Source organism: Halococcus saccharolyticus DSM 5350 (genome assembly GCF_000336915.1).
GTDB classification, from domain to species: domain Archaea; phylum Halobacteriota; class Halobacteria; order Halobacteriales; family Halococcaceae; genus Halococcus; species Halococcus saccharolyticus.
Genome location: NZ_AOMD01000004.1, coordinates 1 through 21,095 on the forward strand (window position 1 = coordinate 1; position 21,095 = coordinate 21,095).

Consider the following 21,095-nt stretch of genomic DNA (forward strand, 5'->3'; position numbering starts at 1 on the left):
GAGATCGTACTGTGGCGCGACGGTTTCGAGAAACGACTCGATCGGGGCCTGTGGGATGCGAGTTTCGATCCGGTTGGCGAACGGTTCGACGAGATCGGCGAGCATCTCCTCGGCGTGTCGGCGGTCGGCCGACGAGTCGATACAGTGACAGACCACGATCTCGCCGGCCGAGCCTGCGAGCCGGCAGGCGAACCCGAGCATGCTGTGGGCCACGTCGCTCACGCTCCGGACCGGGACCAGCGCGCGTTGCCAGTCAGTCCGGCCATCGACCGAGCAGTGGACGAGCACGTCCATGTCGGTCCGAAATAGCGACCGGATGTACGGTGCGGCGGTCCCCTCAGATTCCTCGTAGGGCGTCGCGATCAGGTCACAGTTGCTCTCGCAGGCGGTCCGAAGCACTGCGGCTGCAAGCGACTCCATGCCGCTGTCAACGACTGCGACCTCACAGAGAACGCCAACAGTCGACTCGATCGTGGTGGCACGGTCTTCGAGCCCCGTGGCGACATCCGTGGTGGACGAGTTGCCCCCTATCGTCTCGGTCGTGCCGCCGTCAGTCGCAAGGGACTCGCCGTCATCTGTGGCCGTCCGTTGGGTGGCCTCGACGTCCGTTTCGTCGGCATCCACGACGTCGAGGAGCACGACCTTGCCGGCGTCGTGGGCGGCGGCGAGGCGGGCACCGAGCATGGCAGTCGCATCGGGGTGCTCGCCACGCATCGGCACGAGAACGTGGTCGTCACCCTTGGTGGAGCGATAGAGATAGCGTGCGCGGTGGGCGTAGAACGCGCGGTGCCAAAGGACGAACACGCCGGCAACCAGCGCGCTCGACGCGGCGATCGAGATCACGTAGGAGATGTCGGTAGCGTCGCCGACGAGTGCGAGCAGTGCGGTCGAGTACGCGGCGGGTTCCTCGATGTCGAACCCCCACGTCGTCGCGCCGGTGAGGAACATCGCGAGCGCCGCACCGGCGGCGTGAATCCGGTGCTGACTCGGCGGGGCGTGGTACAAGAGCGTCGCCGAGAGCTGAAGCGCGAGCCAGCCACACAGCGCGCCGAGGGTCAACCCGGCGACGAACCGCCCTGGCGACGCGTACCGTCCCGTCGGGTGGGCGAACAGCAGGTACGCTCCGGAGGCGAGCGGCGGAAAGAGCAGGAACGAGAGTTCGGCCGAGAGGTTCGAGATGGCCGTGACGACGGCGATCAGCAACGGGACGAACAGGAGCACCGAGAGGTGGACGAGGTTTCGAGTGTTTTCGACCCAGCGCCGGAACTCGTGGACTTCGCGGCGTTCGAGCCGTCTGGCGCGCGAGCACAGCGCAACGAGAATCCCACGCACGCCGTCGAACATACCGGTCGTTGCCTGTCGGTATAGAAGTGGGTTTCCCTCCCGGATAGCTCGTCACCCGGTGATAAGTGGGGTGCGTGATAAGGGCGTACACGTATTTCACTGGGCGCTGGCTTTCGGATGTATGCCGGAGTGTAAGAACTGCGGGGGGTTCGTGACTGCACAGTACGTGCGCGTGTTCGCTCCGGACGAGATGGAGAACGCGCGCGTCTGTCCGAACTGCGAAGACAAACTGCGCGACGGCAACGGGGTCCGGAGCGCACGCTCGCCACGCCACGCCGATGGGTGAGCAAGCGTCGACGACGGATACACACCGGAACGCGTCCGTAGAAACCGACGCGACGACAGCCCGGATCGCGGTCACAGCCGAGGGGTTCGCGCTTGAAACCCTGTTCGAGCGGGCCCCGGGCGTGCGGGTCGAACTCGAACCCGCTGTCGCCGCTCCGGACAGCCGGGTACTGCTCGTGATTCGGAGTGACGCGGCCATCCAGGACGACATCGCCGCTGCGCTCCACGCGGACTCGTCGGTGACGGCGGTCGAGTATCTCGCCGATCGGGGTGACGGGTGGGTGTTCCGCGTCGCGTGGGGCGAGCATCCACACCGGTTCGTCGAACGCGTTCGCGAGGAGGATGCCACGATCCTGTCGGCACGCGGGCGGGCCGGCGGGTGGACACTCCAACTGTTGCTTCCCGACCGCGACGCCCTCGCCCGGGCGTACGAGGCGATCGTGGACTGTGAGTGTGGGACCGAACTCGAACGGATCGGCACGTACGGCGGCAGCCGTGGCGGCCGGTTCGACCTCACCGACGAGCAGCGCGAGGCGCTGATCGCGGCGTATGAGGCGGGCTACTACGAAGTGCCCCGCGCGGTCACGGCGGCCGATCTCGCCGACGAACTCGACATCTCCCACCAGGCGCTCTCCGAGCGGTTTCGTCGAGCCTACGGCCAGATCGTCGGTGGTGCGGTCGTCGACGGTCACGACTCTGTGACTGAGTGAATCCGCGAACGGGGACCAGATCGTCGAACCACACTCTCGATCGACCCAATTGTGGGATGTCAGCTAACCACACGAGCCGGAGCCGTTAGTCTTAATCCGCTTTGCGTACAGATACGACCGTGACGAGAGGACCGCCTACGCCCTCCATCCTTCCGACATCGTCCCGGCGGCGGTTCCTGAAGGCCGCCGCGGCGACCACCGCACTCGGGATGAGCGGCGTCGCCGGGGCACAGTCGACGGCGATTTTCGAGCTTGACGGGAACACTACCGGCTGGGTCGGTCGAGTCCCTGACACGATCGCCGGGCAAACGAACCCCACGCTCTCCCTCACGCCCGGTGAGCGCTACGAGATCACGTGGACCAACGTCGACGGACTGGACCACAACGTCGCACTGATCGACAGCGACGAGAACATACTCGAACGCACCGAAATCATCGCCGAGCAGGGTGCAACACAAACGCTCACGTTCACCGCGACCGAGGAGATGGCGGAGTATCTCTGTGAGGTACATCCGCAGTCGATGCGTGGCGACCTTCGTATAGACGGATCGACATCTACTACAACGACCGCAGCTGAAGAGTCCTCGTCCGATCGGTTCATGCCGACGGGTGCAACAGTTCGGGTCGAAACCATCGCCGAGGGCGGGATGACCGCACCGACGGCACTCGAAGTCCCGCCCGGTGACGACGATCGCCGCTTCGTGGTTGATCAAATCGGACAGGTTTTCACGCTCGGTGGGGATGGGTTGGAGCCGTTCCTCGACATCCGCGACCAGCTCGTCAACTTCGATAATCTTCCTGGTGAGAAGACGATCGACGAGCGCGGACTACTCGGACTTACCTTCCATCCAAACTTTCGTGATAACCGGAAGTTCTACCTCCACTACAGCGCGCCGTCACGACCGGGGACGCCAAACGACTTCACCCATACTCAAGTGCTCTCTGAGTTTCGAGCGACCGAGGACTTCTCGGCCGGCGATCCCGACTCCGAACGCACCATCCTCGAAATCCCGTCGCCGTACTACACCCACAACGCCGGTGATATCCTGTTCGGTCCCGACGACGGCTACCTCTACATGGGAATGGGCAACGGCGGCGGCGATCTCCGGATTCCCGGAAACGTCGACGACTGGTACGAAAACCGTGGCGGCAACGGGCAGGACGTCGACGAGAACCTGCTGGGATCGATCCTCCGGATCGACGTCGACAGTCAAGAGGACGACAAACCCTACGGTATTCCCGACGATAACCCCCTCGTCGGCGAGGAAGGACTCGACGAACAGTTCGCGTGGGGCTTTCGCAACCCCTGGCGAATGAGCTTCAACAAGGGCAATCTGTTCGTCTGTGACGTCGGCCAATTCGAATACGAAGAGGTCAGTATCGTTGTGAAAGGGAAAAACTACGGCTGGAACGTCAAGGAAGGAAGTCACTGTTTCGCCAGCGCGGAGCGCCGGCCGATCTCGGACTGCCCGGACCGGACTCCCGAAAACGTCCGCGGCGGCGAGCCGCTCATCGATCCGATCATCGAGTACCCACACACTTACGAGGGCGATGGCGTCGGCGTGGCTGTCACTGGCGGGACGATCTATCAGAACGCGACGATCCCTGCCCTTCGCGGGAAGTTCGTCTTCGGCGATTACAGCAAAACCGGTCGACCGGGCGGCTCGGTGTTCGCCGCAACGCCCCCGAGAGAGGGGCAGTGGTCCTTGGAGGAAGTCACGTTCGAGGGGTACGAGAACGGGACGCTCGATTCGTACGTACTCGGCGTCTACCCCGATTCACGTGGCGAACTCTACGTCTTGACGACCGACAACCTCGGGGTTCGTGGTGAGACCGGCGCGGTCCACAAGATCAACCCTCCCAGTCCCGAGACGGCGACGTCGACTGCCACCGCAACGCCCGACCAACCACCGACCGCGACGCCAACGCCGACACCAACGCCCACGCCGACCCCGACGCCGACACCCACACCGACGCCAACGGCGTCACCGACACCGACGAGCGATGCGACGGCCACGACCGATCGATCCACCGCAACGACGGACGCCGGGACGACTGGAGCCACCAACACCGGCGAGAGCGAGGGATGGGTCAGTCGCGTCGATGGCCCGGGATTCGGCGTGGTCGCAGCCCTCGCCGCCATCGGCGGCGTCGCTGCCCGCCTGCTTTCGAAACGCGAGTAAGGGAACCGTTCAGCCCGATCCGTTCGCGGTGTTGGTGTTACCGACTGTTTCTCTCGACGCGACGGTGACGTTTTCGAGCGCGAGTCGTCCCTCACCGCCGGCCCGGACCGCGCGGAACTCGACGTTCGACTCCATCCGATCGAGCGAGAACTCGACCGTCACGTTCTCGGTCCCGTCGGTGTTCGTCACGGTCTCGTTGGCGACTTGACGGGGCGTGACGCCCGCAGCGACTTCGAGGTTCGCGACGGGCTGTGAGCTCTCGCTGGTCGCGTTGACCCGGAACGTCGCGGTGTACTCACCGGGCGGGAGCATCGTCCCTGGTCCGTACCAGTAGTAGATGCCCTCCGCACCGCCCGAACCGACCAGCTTGCCGTCGATGGTCAGCGCGTCGTTCGGGATGAAGTCGTTCGGCTCGTAGGTGCGCGGCTCGACGGCGTACGAGCCGGAGAGTCCCGACGGTGAGCCGTTGTAGCCCCGTCTGAACACCCAGACCTCGTCCTCGTAGTACTGGAGACCGTAGGTGGTACCGAACTGGTCGAGGTAGATCTGGCGGATCGGTTGTGCCCACTCGATCCGCTGGGTTTCGAGTTGGGTGTCGAGCAGGATGTACTCGGGCTGTGGCCGCTCGTTCGCACGCTGGTACCGATAGAACAGCGTCCGGTTCGCGGTGAACGTCGCGTTCTCGCGGTCGGCGACGTGAGGGAAGACGTCGTTCTGGGTGAGTACGGAGGCGTTCGCGGGGATCGCTTCGATCCCCTCGTGGAGGGTTTCGGTGTGGTCGTTCGTCGTCGGTACCGCGTTCTTCTGGGCGGCCATCCCCACGCCGACCACGAGGTTGGCGACGAGCACGAGGACGAGCAAGCCGGAGAGAACTGTCCGCGCCGACGCCCGGACATCCTCTCGCTCGATCGTGGCGTCGAGGTCAAGCCACGCGAGGACGCGCACTGCGCCAATGTAGACGAACGGCAGGAGATAGAGCGGGTAGTGCGCCCCGAAGGTGTAGTAGACGTCCCGCCCCGCGAACACCCACGCGAACCCGAAGAAGGGGACGAGTGCGCCGAGCGAGACCTCGTCGACCGCCGCGACGAACAGCACGGGAATCAACAACAATACGAGAAACGTCGCCTTGTCGAGGACGTCGACCGCGATCGAGTCGATGATGAGCGTCGGGTTAGCGAGCACGATCTCGATCAGCCGGCCGAGACCGACCCGTGATCCCTCGACGTACGCCTGTAGTGGGGCCGCGATGACGTCGGTCGGCAGCCCCGAAGTATCGCTATACTGGCCGATCGCCCAGTTCGCGATCGTGCGGGCGACGACGAGGATTCCGATCGCGACGCCGAACACCCACGCTTCCGCTCGGAGTCGACCGCCGCGATAGGATGCGACCGCAAGACCCACGAGAAAGCCCCCAGCCAACAGCGTCACGAACTCGTTGGTGAACAGCGATAGCGTGAGAAAGGCAAGGAAGGCGACGTAACGCCGCTGGGCGTAGGTGTAGTACGCCGCGAACAGCAGGAGTGGCAACAGAATCTGTTCCTGAAAGTCGAACAGCCACGCCGACCAGAGGAACGGGTTGAGTGCGTACGAGGCGGTCAGCAACCCCGCGATCCGATCAGAGTCGAGGTGTTCTCGTGCGAGCACCCAGAGCATCGGGACGCTCGCCGCGAGCAGGGCCGATTTGATGACGAGCAGCGTGTACGGCGACGGGAACAGGGCGTAGATCGGGAGGAAGGCGAGCAGCGTCGCGGTGAAGTGGCCACCCCAGTAGGAGCTCTCCGGGCCGCGGACGGTGAACTTCCCCTGTTCGAGGAAGCCGCTGCCGTCAAGCGTGGTTTCGAACATGTGGACGTAGCTGCCGAAGTCCGCGCCAGTGAGCCAGAAGCTCCGGTAGAGCAGCGACAGGTAGATCGAGAAGCCGATGAACAGCGCGAGCGCGAGTCCGAGCACGTACCACGTCGGGTCGCCACGCTCGGGGAGGTACGCACGCGCGGTCTCGCCGAGCCGGTCGGCAGTGCTCATCCGTCACCCCCCGCCGGAATCGTGGTCGCCGTCGTGTCGGCAGCGAGCCGACTGGCGTTCGCGCCGGCATCCGGCGATTCGTAGTTCACTCGAACGCCGTCGAACGTCACTCGTCCCTCTCCCTGACGGATACCGCGGAACTCGACGTCAGTCACGGTCTCGTCGACCGTGAACTGCATCGTGACGTTCTGTTGGCCCGGCTGTGGCGTCACGTCCTCGCTCGCGACGATCTCGTGATCGCTTCCGACCGCGACGTCGGCTCGCAGCACCGGATCGGCGTTCCCGTCGGTGGCGTTGATTCGGAAGGTCGCCGTGTAGGTCCCCGGCGTCAGGATGTCGTACGGCCCGAACCAGATGTAATCGCCGGAGGAGCCGTTGGTGCTGACGATCCGGCCGTTGCGCTCCGTTCCGGTTCCCGTAGCGAAGTCAGCGGGGGCGTACTGACGTGCTCCGGGTTCCTCGCTCGTGATCCCGCGCACCGGGCCGTCGTAGCCCTGTCTGAAGACCTGGATGCCGTCCTCGTAGCGGTAAAGGCCGTACTCGGAGCCCAGACGGTCGGCGTAGGTCCGCTGGACGGTGCGTGCCCACGGCGCGTTCGGGTTGAGCTGGCTGTCGATCAGGATGTACTCGGGCGTGACCGGTCCGTATTCACGCTCGTACGCGCTGAAGGTCCCCTGACTCACGATGAACCCCGCGTTCTCGCGGGTGGCGACGTGCGGGTAGATGTCGTTCTGGGCGATCAACGAGGCGTTCGGTGGAATCGAATCGATCGCCGCGTCGAGGGTTTCGCTGTGGTCCGGCTGTGCGTCGGGCGGGCGGGCGAGATGGCCACCACCCGAGGCCACGCCGGCCACGAGACTCGCGACGAGCACGAACGCGACGAGCACCGAGAACACCGCCCGTGACGGCGTTTCGATCGGTCCGAACCGTGCCGACAGCCGATCGAGTGCGCCCATCGTGCCGACGTAGACGAACGGCAGGAGATACAGCGGGTAATGCGCGCCGAACTGGTAGTAGACCGCCTTCGCCTCACCGGTGAACACCCACGCAAAACCCAAAAACGGGAGGAGCGCGAACAGCGATCGCTCGTCGAACAGTGCGAGGAACGCGACCGGCAGCATGAACGCAGCGAAAAAGACTGCCTTCTGCTCGACTGCGAACGTCGTCGAGTCGATCAGAAGGACGGGATTCGCGAGGACGACACCGAGGAGATCGATCAGCGAGACCCGCGCGGACTCGATGAACGGCTGGAGCGGCTCCGCCACCACGTACGACGGTAGTCCGCCGAACTCGCTGTAGTAGCTCATGACCCTCGTCGAGACGAAGCGCGCGATTCCCACGAGAACGAACGCCCCCACGAGTGCGGGTGCGCGCTCGCGCAGCCGCCCCGCTCGGGCCGCCGCGACGACCAAGCCGCCGACGAACCCCACCGTGACGAAGATCACGAACTCGTTGGTGAACAGCACGGCGGCGAGGAAGCCGAGGAAGACGAGATGGTGGTCCTTCCGGTAGGCGTAGTACGCAGCGAACAGCAACGGTGGAATCAGTATCTGTTCCTGGAAATCGAACGACCACGCCGACCAGAGGAACGGGTTGAACGCGTACGAGAGCGTCACGACGCCCGCGAGCCGGTCGGAGTCGAGGACCTCACGCGCGAGCAGCCAGCAGAGGACGACGCTCGACGCGAGCACGAACGACTTGGCGACCAGCAGCGTGTAGACGGAGGGAACGAGCGCGAACAGCGGCAGGAACAGGAGAAGAGTGAGCGAGAAGTGGGCCCCCCAGTACGAGCCGGTCGGCTGGCTCACACGATACTTCCCGTGGAGAAGCCAACCCTCACCGTCGAGCGTGCTCGCGAACATGTGGGTGTACGCACCGAGATCGGCCCCAGTCGAGCCAAAGCGCGCGTGAACGATCGAGGTGTAGATCGAAAAGCCGACGAACAGCACGAACGCGAGCCCCACCACGTACCACGTTGGATCACCGCGATCGGGGAGCATATCGAGCACTCTGTCGGTGGCGGAGTCGGACGACTCGGCCGTACCGACGGCTTCGCTGAGCCTACTCACGCTTGCCCTCGCCCGAGAGTGAGAGCATCTGTTTGATTTTCTCGAACGACAGCGAGGAGTCCTCGGACGCCCAGACCCATTTCTCGCTCGCGCCGAATCCCCAGATCACGCCGACGCCGATCCGAAGGATGTTCGAAATCGCCGGCTCGATTCCGATGAGCTCGACAAAGACGAACAGCGAGACGAGGCCGATACCGACCCCGACGACGCGTGTCGCGCCGTACTTCACCGCGCGCCAAAGCCACTGGCCGAAGCCCGCCGTGCCGTTCTCACGCCACGTCCAACTGTCGTTCATGATGTAGTTGGCAAAGATACTTACAGCGCTGCCGAGCAGTCCGGCGATAACGTATGGAACGATATCGACCGTGAGCAAGAACACCCCTTGATTGATCGCGATACCCATGACCCCAACGATGAGGTATTTGACGAGCCGCTTGTTCTGTGGGTGGAACAGGGATCGCTCACGAACGGAATCGAGAACGCTCATACGCGCACCTCCGTTCGGGTCGTACCGGCCTGAGCGGTCGGCGGCGACGTGAGCAGGTCCTTGAGCCGCGGATAGATCTCGTCGAAACCGTGTGTCTCCCCCTCCTCACGCGCGCGCTGACAGCGCTCGTCGTAGCCATCGTCGTGCCGCCATCCGGCGTGGAGGAGCTCGATGGCGTGGGCCATCCCGCGGGGTGTCTCCGCCTGAAGGATGGCCTCGTTCTCGCGGACGTGGGTCGCGAGCGGCGTCGTCACCACGGGAGTGCCCGACGCGCAGGCCTCGTTGATCACCATGCTGTCGGTGTCGACCCGCGCCGGGTGGAGGACGACGTGGGCGCGGGCGTAGGCGTCGGCGAGCTCGTCCTCGTCGAGGAAGCCGAGTCCCTCGACCGCTCCGGCACCGTCGCCGGTCGTCACGACCCGGATTTCGGGCGAGAGGCGTTCTGCCACCGTCTGGATCGTGTCCCACCCCTTCTCCTGGATGTGGGCGGCGGTCGTCAGTACGGTGAACTCCTCGGCGCGGTCCTGTCTGTCGGGGCGGAACCGTTCGACATCGACGAAGTTCGGGATGTGGATCGTGTTCGGGTGAGGCGAATCGTAGGCCGGCGTCACGGTGTGGACCGCGTCGAACCGACCGAGATCGCGCTCGCCGATTGCCCGATAGAGGAGCTTTGTCGCGGTAGGAACGACCCCGTAGTGGGACTCGAACAGTTTTCGTGAGACGAACGCCCACGAGTGGATGCCGGCAATGCGGGTCCCGCCACCGGAGAAGAACACCTCCGAGAGCGGGTTGTAGAAGACGTACGCGGTGTCGAACCCGGAGAGATCGTGGTGCCACGCCTCTCGATAGGGGACTTCCGGGTGAAGGACGTCACGAACGTCGACGCGGCGCTCGCCGCCAGGGGCGTACGGCAGCGCGCGGATCACGACGTCGACCCCGTCGGCCGCGAGTCGGTTCGCGAGCGCGGTGACCCACTTCTCGCCGCCGCGGTAGTGCTCGACCGAGAGATGGGGGCACAGAGCGATGCGCGTCCCAGCCATGACTATACAGTGGCGAGATCGTCGTTTGCAGTCGTTTCAGGCGATGTCGGGGACGAAGAGCGAACGGAGAAGCCGGTGTCGCGTGGAGGAACAGTCATTGACCGAACCGATTGGCCGAAGCCAATTAAACATACCTATCGTTACCCGCTCGGGCCGCCGTCCGGGGTGAGCGCCCGTCCGAGCGACCGGCCGACGCCCGAACGGCCGCCGATTTCATCGATTGGCTGGGTCGTGGTTTGCCATCCGGTGGCGACGCCGCTCCGATGTATAGTAAGATAAATCCCCGCCCGAGCGGTTCGGTCCGACAATGAAGACGCTGCTGCTCACCATCGACGCGTGGCGCGCCTCGCACGCCTCGTTCATGCCCGATCCGGCGGGCGATCACACGCCAAACCTCGCGCGGCTCGCAGAGGACGGCGTCGTGTTCACCGAAGGCGTAAGCCACGGCCCCGCGACGCCGTACGCCTTTCCATCCGTGTTCACCTCGACGCTCCCGCTCGATCATGGCGGGTACGAGCATCTGAGCGAGGACCGGACTCTCGTGAGCGAGGCACTCGACCGAGCGGGCTGGCGGTCGGTCGGCGTCCACGCCAACCCGTGGCTCGGCGAGAAGTACGGCTACGCCCGGGGGTACACCGACTACCGCGACGTCGGCGAGTTCGGTCTCCCGGGTCTCGAACGCGGCCGGCAGTTCCTGCTCAACAACTTCTCGCTCGATCATCCCGTCTATCGCGCCGCGCAGTACGTCTATCGCTACGCCCAGAAACCACTTCGTACAGTCACGGGCGACGCCGCCGAAATCGAGATCGCGCGCGAGGCGCTCGAAGACGCCGACGACGACACGTTCGTCTGGACCCATCTGCTCGAACCCCACGCCCCCTACACCCCGCCGAAACGCCACCGCGAGGCGGTCGGCGTGCCAGAAATCGAGGATAGCCCCGCACAGCTCGTGACGCGCGCCCAGCACGAACCCGAATCGTTCACCGAACGCGAGCGCCGGGTCGTCCGGGGACTGTACGCTGCATCGGTCCGTCACGCCGACGAGAAGGCAGGCAAACTTCTCCGGAGTGTGGACGACGACACACTCGTGATCGTGACCGCCGATCACGGCGAGGCGCTGTTCGAGCACGGGCAGGTCGGCCACGAGCCGAACCTTCACGACGAGCTGGTCCACGTCCCGTTCTTGGTCCGGCCACCGGCTGGCGCGGAGACGAGTATCGGCACCGTCGACACACAGGTGCGCCACATCGACATCGCACCGACGATCCTCGACTACGCCGGTGTCGATGCCCCGACAAGCTACCGAGGCCGATCACTCCGACCGGCGATCGAAGGCGACGACCTCGACGACGAACTCGTGATCAGCGAGGTCGCCTCGACCCCGACCGAGCCGGGTCGGCTCGCACCGGACGCGCTCCAAGTCGCGGTCCGAACGCCGGAACGGAAGCTGATCTACACTAACGACGGGATCGAGGGGTTCGATCGTCGGGACGATCCCGGCGAGCGCGATCCGATCGCGGACCCGACCGGCGAGGACTGGGACGCGCTCCGCGCCGCACTCGACGACCGCCTCGCAGCGATCGAGATCGCGGATAGCGACGGTGTCGAACGGGACGAAGACGTCCAGAAGCGACTCCAGGATCTCGGCTACCTCGAATAAGCACCGTCCGAAGTTTTCTGCTCGCGCGGTCGAGTCGCTGCCGTTCTCAGAGCGTCCACTGTGGATCGCGCGGCCGCCAGATCACCCGTTCGTCGAACATCGGGCTCCGACCGCGGTGATCCTCGCAGGGCGCTCCCGGGACCGATACCTCCTGCAAACACGGTTGTTCGTCCTCCCCAGGACGGGCGCACACCGGCGCTCCGCTTTCGTTCGTCGGGTACGTTCCACTCCCCATACACCCGTTATCGAGTAGGTCGAGAAAGTCCTCGCGGCCTGCGTGTGCTCGTAGTATATCACCCAGTTGCTGGCGTCTCTCGATTTCACCTCAATCGTGGCGGACAGAAGCTATCGGTTCCACCGACCACTCACGATCAACACGCCCCCGACGAGCGTGAGGATGACCGCGCCCGCGATCACACCGATGTGCCACGGCTGGAACCACGTCGGGAGCGAAACCACGAACGAGAGCCCGGCGTAGGCCCGATCGACGAGCGGGAGCGCGGATCCGGTCGATCGGCCAGGAGTGTCGCCGCTCCCGTTGAGCCGCGAGGTTCGATCGTCGTTGATGAGTTCACCGTAGGGGAGTCGCTCGGCCTCGTAGGGCCAAATCCCGGTGTCGGCGCTCCACACCGTGGTGCCGTTCGGCGTGACCTCGACGACACGGTTGTTTCGGGAGTCGGTGATCAACGTATTGCCGTTCGGCAGGCGGTCGGCGTCGCGCGGCCAGTCGTACCGGACGCCGTTCGAGGTGTCGACCCCCCACGAGACGTCCCACTCGCCCTCGTTCTCGTGGAGTTCGATCACGCGGTCGTTCTCGCTGTCGGCGACGAGAACCGCGCCGGAATCGAGTGACTGCGGGTTGTGCTGGTGGTCCATGACCTCGGGATCGCCACACCGCACGTCGCCACCGCTGTCGTTGCTGTAGTCCGCGAGCCCGTTGTTCCGCTTGCAGTTCGCGTCGTTGCCTTGCTCGCGGTCCTCGTTGATCACGTCGACCACACCCTCACCGCGCTCGATGACCAGTAGCTGGTTCGCGTTCCGGACCGACACCATGTAGCGACCGTCGCCGACCCGATCGACGTCGTTGATGTGAAGCCAGTCGGTGGTCGTCACGTCGGGCGGCGCGTCGTAGTGCTGGCTGGCGTTCCACTGCCAGGTGATCGTGCCGTTTTCGGCGACGGTGAGGATCCGCTCGTACTCCATGTCGGTCAGGAGGTACTCGCCCGAGGGCAGCTTCTCGACGTCGTGGACCTCACTGTTGAGTTTCGTCCGTACTGGGAACGACCACTCGTTCGCGACGGTGGGCTCCGGCCCGGGTTCGATCAGCCGAAAGCCCGTCCGGGAACACGGCGATTCGTACGGGCCACAGGACTGCTGACCCTCAGCAACGAACCCCGCGAGAACGGAGCCGTTGTCGAGCATCGTGACGTCGAAGTAATCGACGTTATCGCTCCCGATCCGCCAGAGCGGGTCGCCGTTCGCATCGAGCATCGCGACTCGCCCCTCGGCCTGCATCCCGACGAGCGTCCGGCCACGATCGGTCGTCGAGTCGTTCGCCGATCCCGCCCCGGCACCGGGTGTGGTCGCCGCACTCACCGCGAACGATCCGACGACGCCCACGACGGCAAGAAGGATCAGTACCGCCCCGAGTCGCTGGCGGGAAAGCGAACGCATGATACGCGAATCGAAGGTCGGGACCCGATTTAGTGCTATTGGTTCGTCGCTCAGGGCTCCGGCGCGGCTACGGACTCTCGACTGAAACCGGAACGTCCCGCTCGCGTTCGGCGTAGCCGTTGCGCCGGAGGTCGTAGATATGCGCGAGGAAGCCGAGATACTCGTCGGCAGTCAGTTTCGACTCGCCGCGCTCGCGTTCGGTGAACACGTACGGCACCTCCGCGATCCGGTCGTACTCACATTTCATCAGGACTTCGAGCAGGATCTTGTAGCCGGTGGGCGCGAGCGCAACGCCGTCGATGATCTCGCGTCGGATGGCGAAAAACCCGCTCATTGGGTCCGAGATACCGCGTGTCGGGGCAAGTGCGAGCTTGGTGATCGTCATCGCGCCGCGGCTGACGATCCGGCGGAGCAGCGACCAGTTCTCGACACCACCGCCGGCGACGTGGCGACTCCCGATCACGATGTCCGCGCCGGTGTCGAACGCCTCGATGAGTGCGGGGAGCTTCTCGGGCGGATGCTGGAGATCGGCGTCGATGACCGCACACAGCTCGGCGGTCGCTTCGTCGAACCCGCGTGAAACCGCGGTTGCCAGGCCGGATTCCTCGGTGCGGCGGACGATCCGCACCGCTTCTGCCCCCTCGTACGCGTCGGCGACGAGCTGCCACGTCTTGTCGGGCGAGTCGTCGTCGACGACCACGATCTCGAAACGGTAGTCCGCAAGCGCCGCCCGACATCGGTCGACGACGCGCTCGATGTTCTCGCGCTCGTTGTAGGTCGGAATGATGATCGAGACCGATCGCGACCCCGTCACGGTTCCTCGGCCACCCCCATCCAGCCGGCGGCTGTGGCTCCCTCGGCCGATCTCCGGCTCGGGGTTCGCGTCGTCGGCACACCACCGGGCGCTATGCGTTGCATTCGATCGTAGCGACCCTCCCGCGCCGAGGGATAAAAACCGCTCGTCCTTGGATCGTACGCTTCGACCGGTATCCCCACCCCGACGACGGACGAAAACGCGTAAGTCCGTGCTCGCCGTGGTTTCGGGGGATGACCTCGGGCGTCGAATCGACCGACTGGCTCCCCCTCACCCCTGGAGAGGAGGTGCTCTGGGCCGGGACACCGAGCCTCGCCCCGGCGACGCTTCCGATGGCGATCGGGTTCGGCCTGAGCATGGTCGGCGTGTGGCTCTCGCGCGAGGTCGAGGTTCCGCGGGTACCTGAGCAGTTCGCGCTCGTCCTCGTCCCGATCGGGCTCGCGATCGTCGCGTGGGCGTATCTCTCGCGGTGGAGCACCCGGTACGTGTTCACGACGAAGGCGATCTACGAGAAGTCCGGCGTGTTCTCGCTGTCGGTCACGCGAGTTCCGATCGGGCGAGTCCAGAACACCGCCTTCGATCAGTCGTTGATCGAACGCACGTTCTCGTACGGCGACATCGCAGTCTACACCGCCGGTTCTGGTGGCGTGAACCTCGCACTCAGCAACGTTCCCGACCCGGAGCACGTGAACGGGCTGGTGACCACACAGCTCAGCGAGTCGGCAGCCAGCGGGACCGAGCGCGAGGTGGCGAGCGCGGGTCGTCCCACATCGTAACCGTGTCGCGACCGCCCCGATCGATCTACGGCGTCGATCCACGAACCGTGATCAGGCTCGTCACCGTCGTCGTGGTGTTCGTTCCTCTCTTTGCACTGTTCCACGAGGTACTGTCCGCATACGTCGATCTTCTCACCGCGACCGGAGTCCCATCGAGCCGGGAGCTAACGCTGGCGTTGCTGGCGGCGTTCTCGATCTTCCCGCCACTCATGATCGCCATACGGATCGCTGATCTGCTCTACGATCGGTACATCGACGAGTGAGCTCAGTCGTCGGCCGCTGCCTCGGGCTGTTCCGGATCGGCCGTGGCCTGGATCGCCCTCTCAACGCCGGCAGGTAGCCTCTCAACATCGACGACACACGCGGGCCGAAGGCGCTCGTCGAACGCGCCGGTGGTCGCTCGTGGTTCCGCGTTCGACAGCCCATTCTCGACGATCACCACTCGTCCGGCTTCGGCGGCGAGCCCGCGGTTCGTTCCCTCGGCGACCCCGGCCAGCACCACGACGTCAGCCTCCCGAACCGCTCCCGCAGCCCGTTCGCGGGTGCGTTCGTCGATCGGTGCGAACGGCTCCGCGGTGACAGTCTCGACGCCGTGGGCGGTGGCGGCCTCGGTCGCAACGTCGCCACTCGGAAGGACGCCCGCCGAAATCGTAAACCCGGCCTCGGCGAGCGTGGCGATGGCCCGTGCGGCCATCCGTCCGCCGCCGAGGACGTGAACCCGGCTGTCGCGCTCTGCTCCACCGGTCGTCGCGGTCACGTCGACCGCTCCCGTGACGGGGTGGCGGGTCACGGCAGCATCGGCGTCGAACGCGCGCTCGACGTGGGCCTCTGTCAGCACCGCCTCGGGGGAGCCGGTGGCGACCACGCGACCGTCGGCGAGCAACGCGAGCCGATCACAGAACCGGGCGGCGAGCGAGAGGTCGTGGATCGCACACAGCGCCGCTCGACCATCGGCGACGAACTCCCGGACGAGCGACAGCGTGCGGACCTGGTGATTGATATCGAGGCTGGCGGTCGGCTCGTCGAGAAGGAGGGCTTCGGGGTCCTGACAGAGCGCTCGGGCGAGCACCACGCGCTGGCGCTCGCCGCCGCTGACTTCGTCGATAGCGCGGTCGGCGAAGCGCTTTATACCTGTGCGCTCCATCGCGCGCCGGGTGTGCTCGCGATCGGTCGCCGAGGCTCGCTCGAACCGCGAACGGTAAGCCGTTCGGCCCATCGCCACCACCTCACGGACCGGAAAGGAAAACGAGAGGCTCGTCTCCTGTGGAACCGTCGCGACCCGGCGGGCGATCGCACGCGCCGAGAGCTCCGCAACGTCGTCGCCAGCGATGCGAACACTCCCGTCGGTGGGATCGACCAGTCCGTTGATCGCACCCAGGAGAGTCGTCTTTCCCGCCCCGTTCGGCCCGACCAGCCCCACGATCTCGCCACGGTCGACGGTGAGGGTGGCGTCGCTCACGGCCTCCACGTCGCCGAACCCGACCGAGAGGTCCTCGACGTCGATCACAGCGCGTGGACCTCCTGGCGGCGGAGCAAGTAGAGGAAAAATGGCGCGCCGACCGCCGCGGTCACGATCCCGACGGGGAGCTCGGCGGGCCCCGATCGAGCGAGAGTGTCGGCAGCGACGAGGAAGCCCCCGCCGGCGAGCGTACTGGTCGGCAACAGGATCCGGTGGTCGGGGCCGACGAGCAGCCGCATCACGTGGGGAACGATCAGTCCCACGAACCCGATCACACCCGAAACCGCGACCGCGGCCGCCGTCAGCACGCTCGACACCGCGAGCAACACCCGCTTGGTGCGCTCGACTTCGATTCCCAGCGAGTGAGCGTCGCTCTCTCCGAGCAGGAGGACGTTGAGATCGCGGCTGTACGCGAGCAGGACGACGAAGGCGAGGACGACGACCGGCAGGGTGGTCGTGACCTCGTCCCAGCCCGCGTTGTGGAGGTGACCCATCAGCCAGTAGGTCACCTGTCGGAGGCTCTCACCCGATTGGACCAGCATGTACGAAATCACCGCTCCCAGAAACGTCTGAATCGCAACGCCCGCGAGTAGCAGGGTCGCCACCGGTGTCCGGCCACCCTCGGTGGCGATCAGGTAGACCCCGAACGCCGCGATCAGCGCGCCGGCGAAGGCCGCACCCTGGAGGCCGAGTCCGAACGGGATCGCGAGCGGGAAAACGATCGACGCGACCGCGCCGACCGCCGCACCAGTCGAAACTCCGATGATCGACGGATCGGCCATCGGGTTCCGGAAAAACCCCTGCATCACGGTGCCCGCACCGCCGAGCGCACACCCCACGACCGCCGCGAGCGCGATCCGGGGCAGTCGGATGCCAAGAACGATGGTCGCTGCGGTTTCGGGAACGCGAACCGAGAACCACGGAAGCGCGTCGAGCACGACCTTCGCGACCACGCCGTACTCGATCCCGACCGGCCCGACCGTCGCGCCGGCGAGCACCACCGCGATCAACGCGATCGCAAGGCCGACCGACCACGCGACCGCGCGTCGAAGCACGCCCGACGCCGCCGCGTCCGCATCGGGGTTGGCGTCCACATCGGCGTTTGCCTCCGTGGCCGCGGCAGTTTCGGATCCGGTTCGCGTCCCCGTTCCCATGGCTGCAACCCGGGTTGCTTTAGGTAAATATTTATTGTGTCGCTTGCACCGTTCGTTCATGCGAACAGACGTCTTTTCGATGATTCTCGCGGCGGTGGTACTGCTCAGTGCAGTCGGGCCGGCCGCGGCGACGACCAGCGCAGCGACCGCAGGGACCACGACCGAAAGGATCGGTGGGCCGACGGCACCCGACGTTCAGCAGGCGACCTGTTCGTTCCCGACGACGGCGACCGACGCGACCGGGACCGAAATCACCGTCGAGGACGAACCGGAATCAGTCGTCACGCTCTCACCGAGCGCCGCCCAGACGATGTGGGAGATCGGTGCACGCGAGAAGGTAGTAGGACTCACGAAGTACGCCAGCTACCTCGAGGGAGCCGAGACGCGGACGAACGTCTCGGGCGCGGGGCAGCAGTACGCCAACGTCGAGGCGGTGGTAGGGCTCGAACCCGATCTCGTGCTCGCGCCGAACGTGATCCCGAACGAGACGGTCGAAAGCCTTCGTAGCGCCGGACTGACCGTGTTCAAGTTCGGCTTTGCCGGATCGATCGAGGATGTCTCCGAGAAGACTCGGCTCACCGGCGAACTCGTCGGTGCGTGCGAGGGCGCGAACCGCATCGCGGACACGATGGATTCCCACGTCGAGTCGATCCGCAACGCGGTTGCCAACGAGTCCAGGCCACAGACGCTCTACCTGCTTGGTGGTGGGTACGTCGCGGGCAACAACACGTTCATCGGCTCGATGATCGAGACCGCCGGCGGGACCAACCTCGCAGCGAACGCCAGCATCGAGGGATACAAGCAGATCAGCGACGAGGTGATCGCCCAACGCGACCCCGAGTGGCTTGTCGTCTCTAGCCCGACGGCGATACCCAACGGCACGCCGTGGGCGGACACGACCGCCATCCAGGAGAATCAGACCATCGTCGTAAACAACAGCTACGTCAACCAGCCCGCACCCCGAGTGATGCTGCCGTTGATGGAAATGGCCCGGCAGCTCCATCCCGACGCGATCGAAGGGGCGAACCTTACTGACTCCGCCATCGGCCCCGCGAACCTCACGGCGGCGAACGCGACTGCGGCTGCGACCGACGGTGGAAACACGACGGCCACCGACAGCAACGAAACGATCGACGGCAACGAGACGGCCGCTGGAGCGACCGACGGGACGACGATGACTGAATCAACTGCTGACGGAACGACCGGCGACACGACTTCGACCGAAACCGGCGACGCGACGACCGAGGAAGCGACCGCCACGGCCGACGATGCTGGAGCGGCCACGACCGGCGATAGCGGGAATGCGACGACGACCAGCTCGGGTAGCGGTCCTGGCTTCGGGCCCGCGGTCGCAGTCATCGCAGTACTCGCCGGAACGTTGCTCGTGGTCGGGAGAAACGGACGATAACGTCGCTTCAGGGCATCCAGAGCTAGCTTTTCGAATCAGTGGTGATCTCGGTCGCTCCCCTGCCGATCGGATCAAGCGTCTCGCCCGGCTCGGCCTGGTTGAGATAGAGCACGGCGTTGATGAGCCCGATGTGGCTGAACGCCTGCGGGAAGTTGCCACGGTGCTCGCCGGTTTCGGGATCGATCTCCTCGGCGAACAGCCCGATCGGGCTCAGATGCTCCGTCGCGCTCTCGAAAACGTCGTGGGCTTCCTCGACACGTCCGGAGAGCGCGAGACATTCGACCAGCCAGTACGAGCACAGCACGAACGCTCCCTCCTCGCCGGGAAGGCCGTCGTCGCCCTCGTAGCGCATCACGAGGCCCTCGTCAGTCATGAGGTGATCCATCACGGCGTCGATCGTGCTCTGCATCCGGTCGTCGTCGAACGGGAGCAAGCCGACGCTGCCGAGTCTCAGTGCGGCCGCATCGACGGTTTCACCCTCGAACGTCTGGGTGAAGCAGCCGAGTTCCTCGTCGAACCCCTCTTCGAGGACGGTTTCACGGATCGTATCACGCTCGCCTTTCCAGCGGTCGATCGGGGCGTCGAAATCGTTGTCTTCGGCGATCTTGATCCCCCTGTCGAGCGCCGCCCAGCAAAGCGCTTTCGAGTGGACGACATGCTTGGGCTCGCTGCGGACCTCCCAGATGCCCTTGTCCTTGTTCGTCCAGACCCCGGAGACGTGATCGATCACCTCCTCAATGACCTCCCACTCGCCCGCGAAGATCTCCTCGCCGTAGTCGGTCGCGGTGTAGATCGCGGTGATGAGTTCGCCGTAGGTGTCGAGTTGCTGCTGGTCGCCGGCCGCGTTGCCGATGCGCACGGGTTTGGAGTGACGGTAGCCCGAGAAGTGATCCAACTCCTCCTCGACCATCTCGGGCGGGTAGTGGAGGCCGTACAGCGGGTGGCCGATCTCGCCCGGATCGTCCTTGTGACACATCGTGAGACACCAGTCGAACCCGTTGCGGGCTTCGCGTTCGTGGCCGAGTTCGTTGAGTGCCTGGATGGTGTAGGAGACGTCCCGGATCCACGCGTAGCGGTAATCCCAGTTGCGAACGCCGCCGACCTCCTCGGGCAGCGAGGTGGTGGGCGCGGCCGCGATAGCGTGGGTCTGGGGGTTCATCAAGAGCCGGAGCACGAGCCCCGATCGGATCACGTCGTCGTGGTAGGGGCCTTCGAACGGGCAGCCCGATGCGTCGAGACACTGGTGAGTCCAGTCCTGCCAGTAATCGATGGTCTCGCGTAGCAGCGCCGCACAGTCGGCGGCGTCGATCGGCTCGCGGTCGTTGTACTGGAGCACGAACCACATCGTCTCGTCGGCGCGGAGGGTTTCGGTTGCCTCGGCGTGTTCTTCCTCACCCTCCGAGGACTCGAAGTCCGCCGGACTCCAGAGGTAGAGCTGTTCGCCGTTACCGCGTGCGATGACACCCTCGCTGGTCTGCTCGACCGTGGTTCCGACACGATCGTAGTCGAACCGGGGCTCGAACGTGGCATCCAGTTCGATCGTGCCCTCAGTACAGGTCACCTTCCGGTAGATCGCGCTCGTAGTGTGGCCGAGCTCCACTCCGTCGACCACAGGCATGAAATCGGTCAGCGTCATCGTTCCCGAGTCAGTTTCGAAGGTCGTCCGGAGCACGTTCGTCCGGGTGACGTACTCCTGTGCCGACTCGAACTCGCCACTGGGCTGAATGGCGAAATGGCCACCGCCGTCGTCGTCGAGGATGCCGGCAAAGACGCTCGACGACTCGATGTGGGGGAAACAACACCAGTCGATCGAACCATCGTTCCCGATCAACGGGCAGGTTTCGAGGTTCCCGATGACGCCGTAGTCCTCGATCTGCGTGAATGCCATGCGTCGTGTGGATGGAGGGGCCACAAATAGCTCATCCTTGCGTCCGATACGATGGCCAGAACCGAGTCGGTCGACGGTCCGGTTTCGGCGTGTCTCTCGGTAGGTACATACCGCTCCGGGGG

At 65.3% G+C, this 21,095-nt stretch carries 17 protein-coding genes; 7 read left to right on the forward strand and 10 right to left on the reverse strand.

Going from position 1 to position 21,095, the window contains the following annotated elements:
* The coding region (locus C449_RS01160; protein WP_006076039.1) for an HPP family protein at nucleotides 1-1,344 on the reverse strand (1,344 nt) is incomplete at its 3' end.
* Between the two features lie 121 nt (nucleotides 1,345-1,465).
* On the opposite strand from C449_RS01160, the gene C449_RS18185 reads away from it, so the two are divergent.
* From C449_RS18185 to C449_RS01170, 3 genes are all read left to right on the forward strand, one after another.
* Complete coding sequence (locus C449_RS18185) at nucleotides 1,466-1,630, forward strand: DUF7563 family protein (protein WP_005043441.1); 165 nt, start codon at nucleotides 1,466-1,468, stop codon at nucleotides 1,628-1,630.
* Entirely contained in the window at nucleotides 1,623-2,339 is a 717-nt protein-coding gene (locus C449_RS01165; protein WP_006076040.1) for a helix-turn-helix domain-containing protein, read from the forward strand. Before C449_RS18185 ends, C449_RS01165 begins: the two co-directional genes overlap by 8 nt.
* A gap of 209 nt (nucleotides 2,340-2,548) precedes the next feature.
* On the forward strand, nucleotides 2,549-4,522 hold the full coding sequence (locus C449_RS01170) for a PQQ-dependent sugar dehydrogenase (RefSeq protein ID WP_006076041.1): 1,974 nt from the start codon (nucleotides 2,549-2,551) through the stop codon (nucleotides 4,520-4,522).
* Between the two features lie 9 nt (nucleotides 4,523-4,531).
* Here the strand turns inward: C449_RS01170 and C449_RS01175 are convergent, their stop codons facing one another.
* The 4 genes from C449_RS01175 to C449_RS01190 are packed head-to-tail and all read right to left on the reverse strand — an operon-like array spanning nucleotide 4,532 to nucleotide 10,140.
* Nucleotides 4,532-6,544: a DUF2079 domain-containing protein gene (locus C449_RS01175; protein WP_006076042.1), complete on the reverse strand. Its 2,013-nt coding sequence runs from the start codon at nucleotides 6,542-6,544 to the stop codon at nucleotides 4,532-4,534.
* The gene (locus C449_RS01180) at nucleotides 6,541-8,613 is read right to left on the reverse strand and encodes a DUF2079 domain-containing protein (protein WP_006076043.1); all 2,073 of its coding nucleotides are present in this window, start codon (nucleotides 8,611-8,613) and stop codon (nucleotides 6,541-6,543) included. The genes C449_RS01175 and C449_RS01180 overlap by 4 nt, the downstream gene beginning before the upstream one ends.
* The gene (locus tag C449_RS01185; RefSeq protein WP_006076044.1) at nucleotides 8,606-9,100 is read right to left on the reverse strand and encodes a GtrA family protein; all 495 of its coding nucleotides are present in this window, start codon (nucleotides 9,098-9,100) and stop codon (nucleotides 8,606-8,608) included. Before C449_RS01185 ends, C449_RS01180 begins: the two co-directional genes overlap by 8 nt.
* A complete protein-coding gene (locus C449_RS01190; protein ID WP_006076045.1) occupies nucleotides 9,097-10,140 on the reverse strand; it encodes a glycosyltransferase family 4 protein in 1,044 nt (347 codons plus the stop codon). The genes C449_RS01185 and C449_RS01190 overlap by 4 nt, the downstream gene beginning before the upstream one ends.
* A gap of 307 nt (nucleotides 10,141-10,447) precedes the next feature.
* Here C449_RS01190 and C449_RS01195 point away from each other — a divergent pair, with 307 nt between their 5' ends.
* A complete protein-coding gene (locus C449_RS01195) occupies nucleotides 10,448-11,800 on the forward strand; it encodes a sulfatase (protein WP_006076046.1) in 1,353 nt (450 codons plus the stop codon).
* A 345-nt stretch (nucleotides 11,801-12,145) separates the two neighbouring features.
* Here the strand turns inward: C449_RS01195 and C449_RS01205 are convergent, their stop codons facing one another.
* Entirely contained in the window at nucleotides 12,146-13,474 is a 1,329-nt protein-coding gene (locus C449_RS01205) for an arylsulfotransferase family protein (RefSeq protein WP_006076048.1), read from the reverse strand.
* Nucleotides 13,475-13,541: 67 nt separating this feature from the next.
* Nucleotides 13,542-14,288: a polyprenol monophosphomannose synthase gene (locus C449_RS01210; protein WP_006076049.1), complete on the reverse strand. Its 747-nt coding sequence runs from the start codon at nucleotides 14,286-14,288 to the stop codon at nucleotides 13,542-13,544.
* 233 nt (nucleotides 14,289-14,521) lie between these two features.
* Between C449_RS01210 and C449_RS01215 the strand changes: the two genes are divergently transcribed.
* Both C449_RS01215 and C449_RS01220 read left to right on the forward strand, forming a co-directional pair.
* Entirely contained in the window at nucleotides 14,522-15,064 is a 543-nt protein-coding gene (locus tag C449_RS01215) for a PH domain-containing protein (protein ID WP_006076050.1), read from the forward strand.
* Nucleotides 15,065-15,066: 2 nt separating this feature from the next.
* On the forward strand, nucleotides 15,067-15,327 hold the full coding sequence (locus tag C449_RS01220) for a hypothetical protein (RefSeq protein ID WP_006076051.1): 261 nt from the start codon (nucleotides 15,067-15,069) through the stop codon (nucleotides 15,325-15,327).
* A gap of 2 nt (nucleotides 15,328-15,329) precedes the next feature.
* Here C449_RS01220 and C449_RS01225 read toward each other — a convergent pair whose 3' ends face one another.
* Nucleotides 15,330-16,571, reverse strand: coding sequence for a heme ABC transporter ATP-binding protein (locus C449_RS01225; RefSeq protein WP_006076052.1), 1,242 nt, complete (start codon nucleotides 16,569-16,571; stop codon nucleotides 15,330-15,332).
* Nucleotides 16,568-17,677, reverse strand: a complete 1,110-nt coding sequence (gene btuC, locus C449_RS01230) for a vitamin B12 ABC transporter permease BtuC (protein ID WP_006076053.1) — start codon at nucleotides 17,675-17,677, stop codon at nucleotides 16,568-16,570. The genes C449_RS01225 and btuC overlap by 4 nt, the downstream gene beginning before the upstream one ends.
* A gap of 58 nt (nucleotides 17,678-17,735) precedes the next feature.
* Here btuC and C449_RS01235 point away from each other — a divergent pair, with 58 nt between their 5' ends.
* Nucleotides 17,736-19,085 carry a PGF-CTERM-anchored ABC transporter substrate-binding protein gene (locus C449_RS01235; protein WP_006076054.1) on the forward strand — a complete coding sequence of 450 codons (1,350 nt, stop codon included), beginning with the start codon at nucleotides 17,736-17,738 and terminating at the stop codon, nucleotides 19,083-19,085.
* 22 nt (nucleotides 19,086-19,107) lie between these two features.
* On the opposite strand, the gene C449_RS01240 is transcribed toward C449_RS01235, so the two are convergent.
* On the reverse strand, nucleotides 19,108-20,973 hold the full coding sequence (locus C449_RS01240) for a glycoside hydrolase family 15 protein (protein ID WP_006076055.1): 1,866 nt from the start codon (nucleotides 20,971-20,973) through the stop codon (nucleotides 19,108-19,110).
* Nucleotides 20,974-21,095 lie beyond the last annotated feature (122 nt).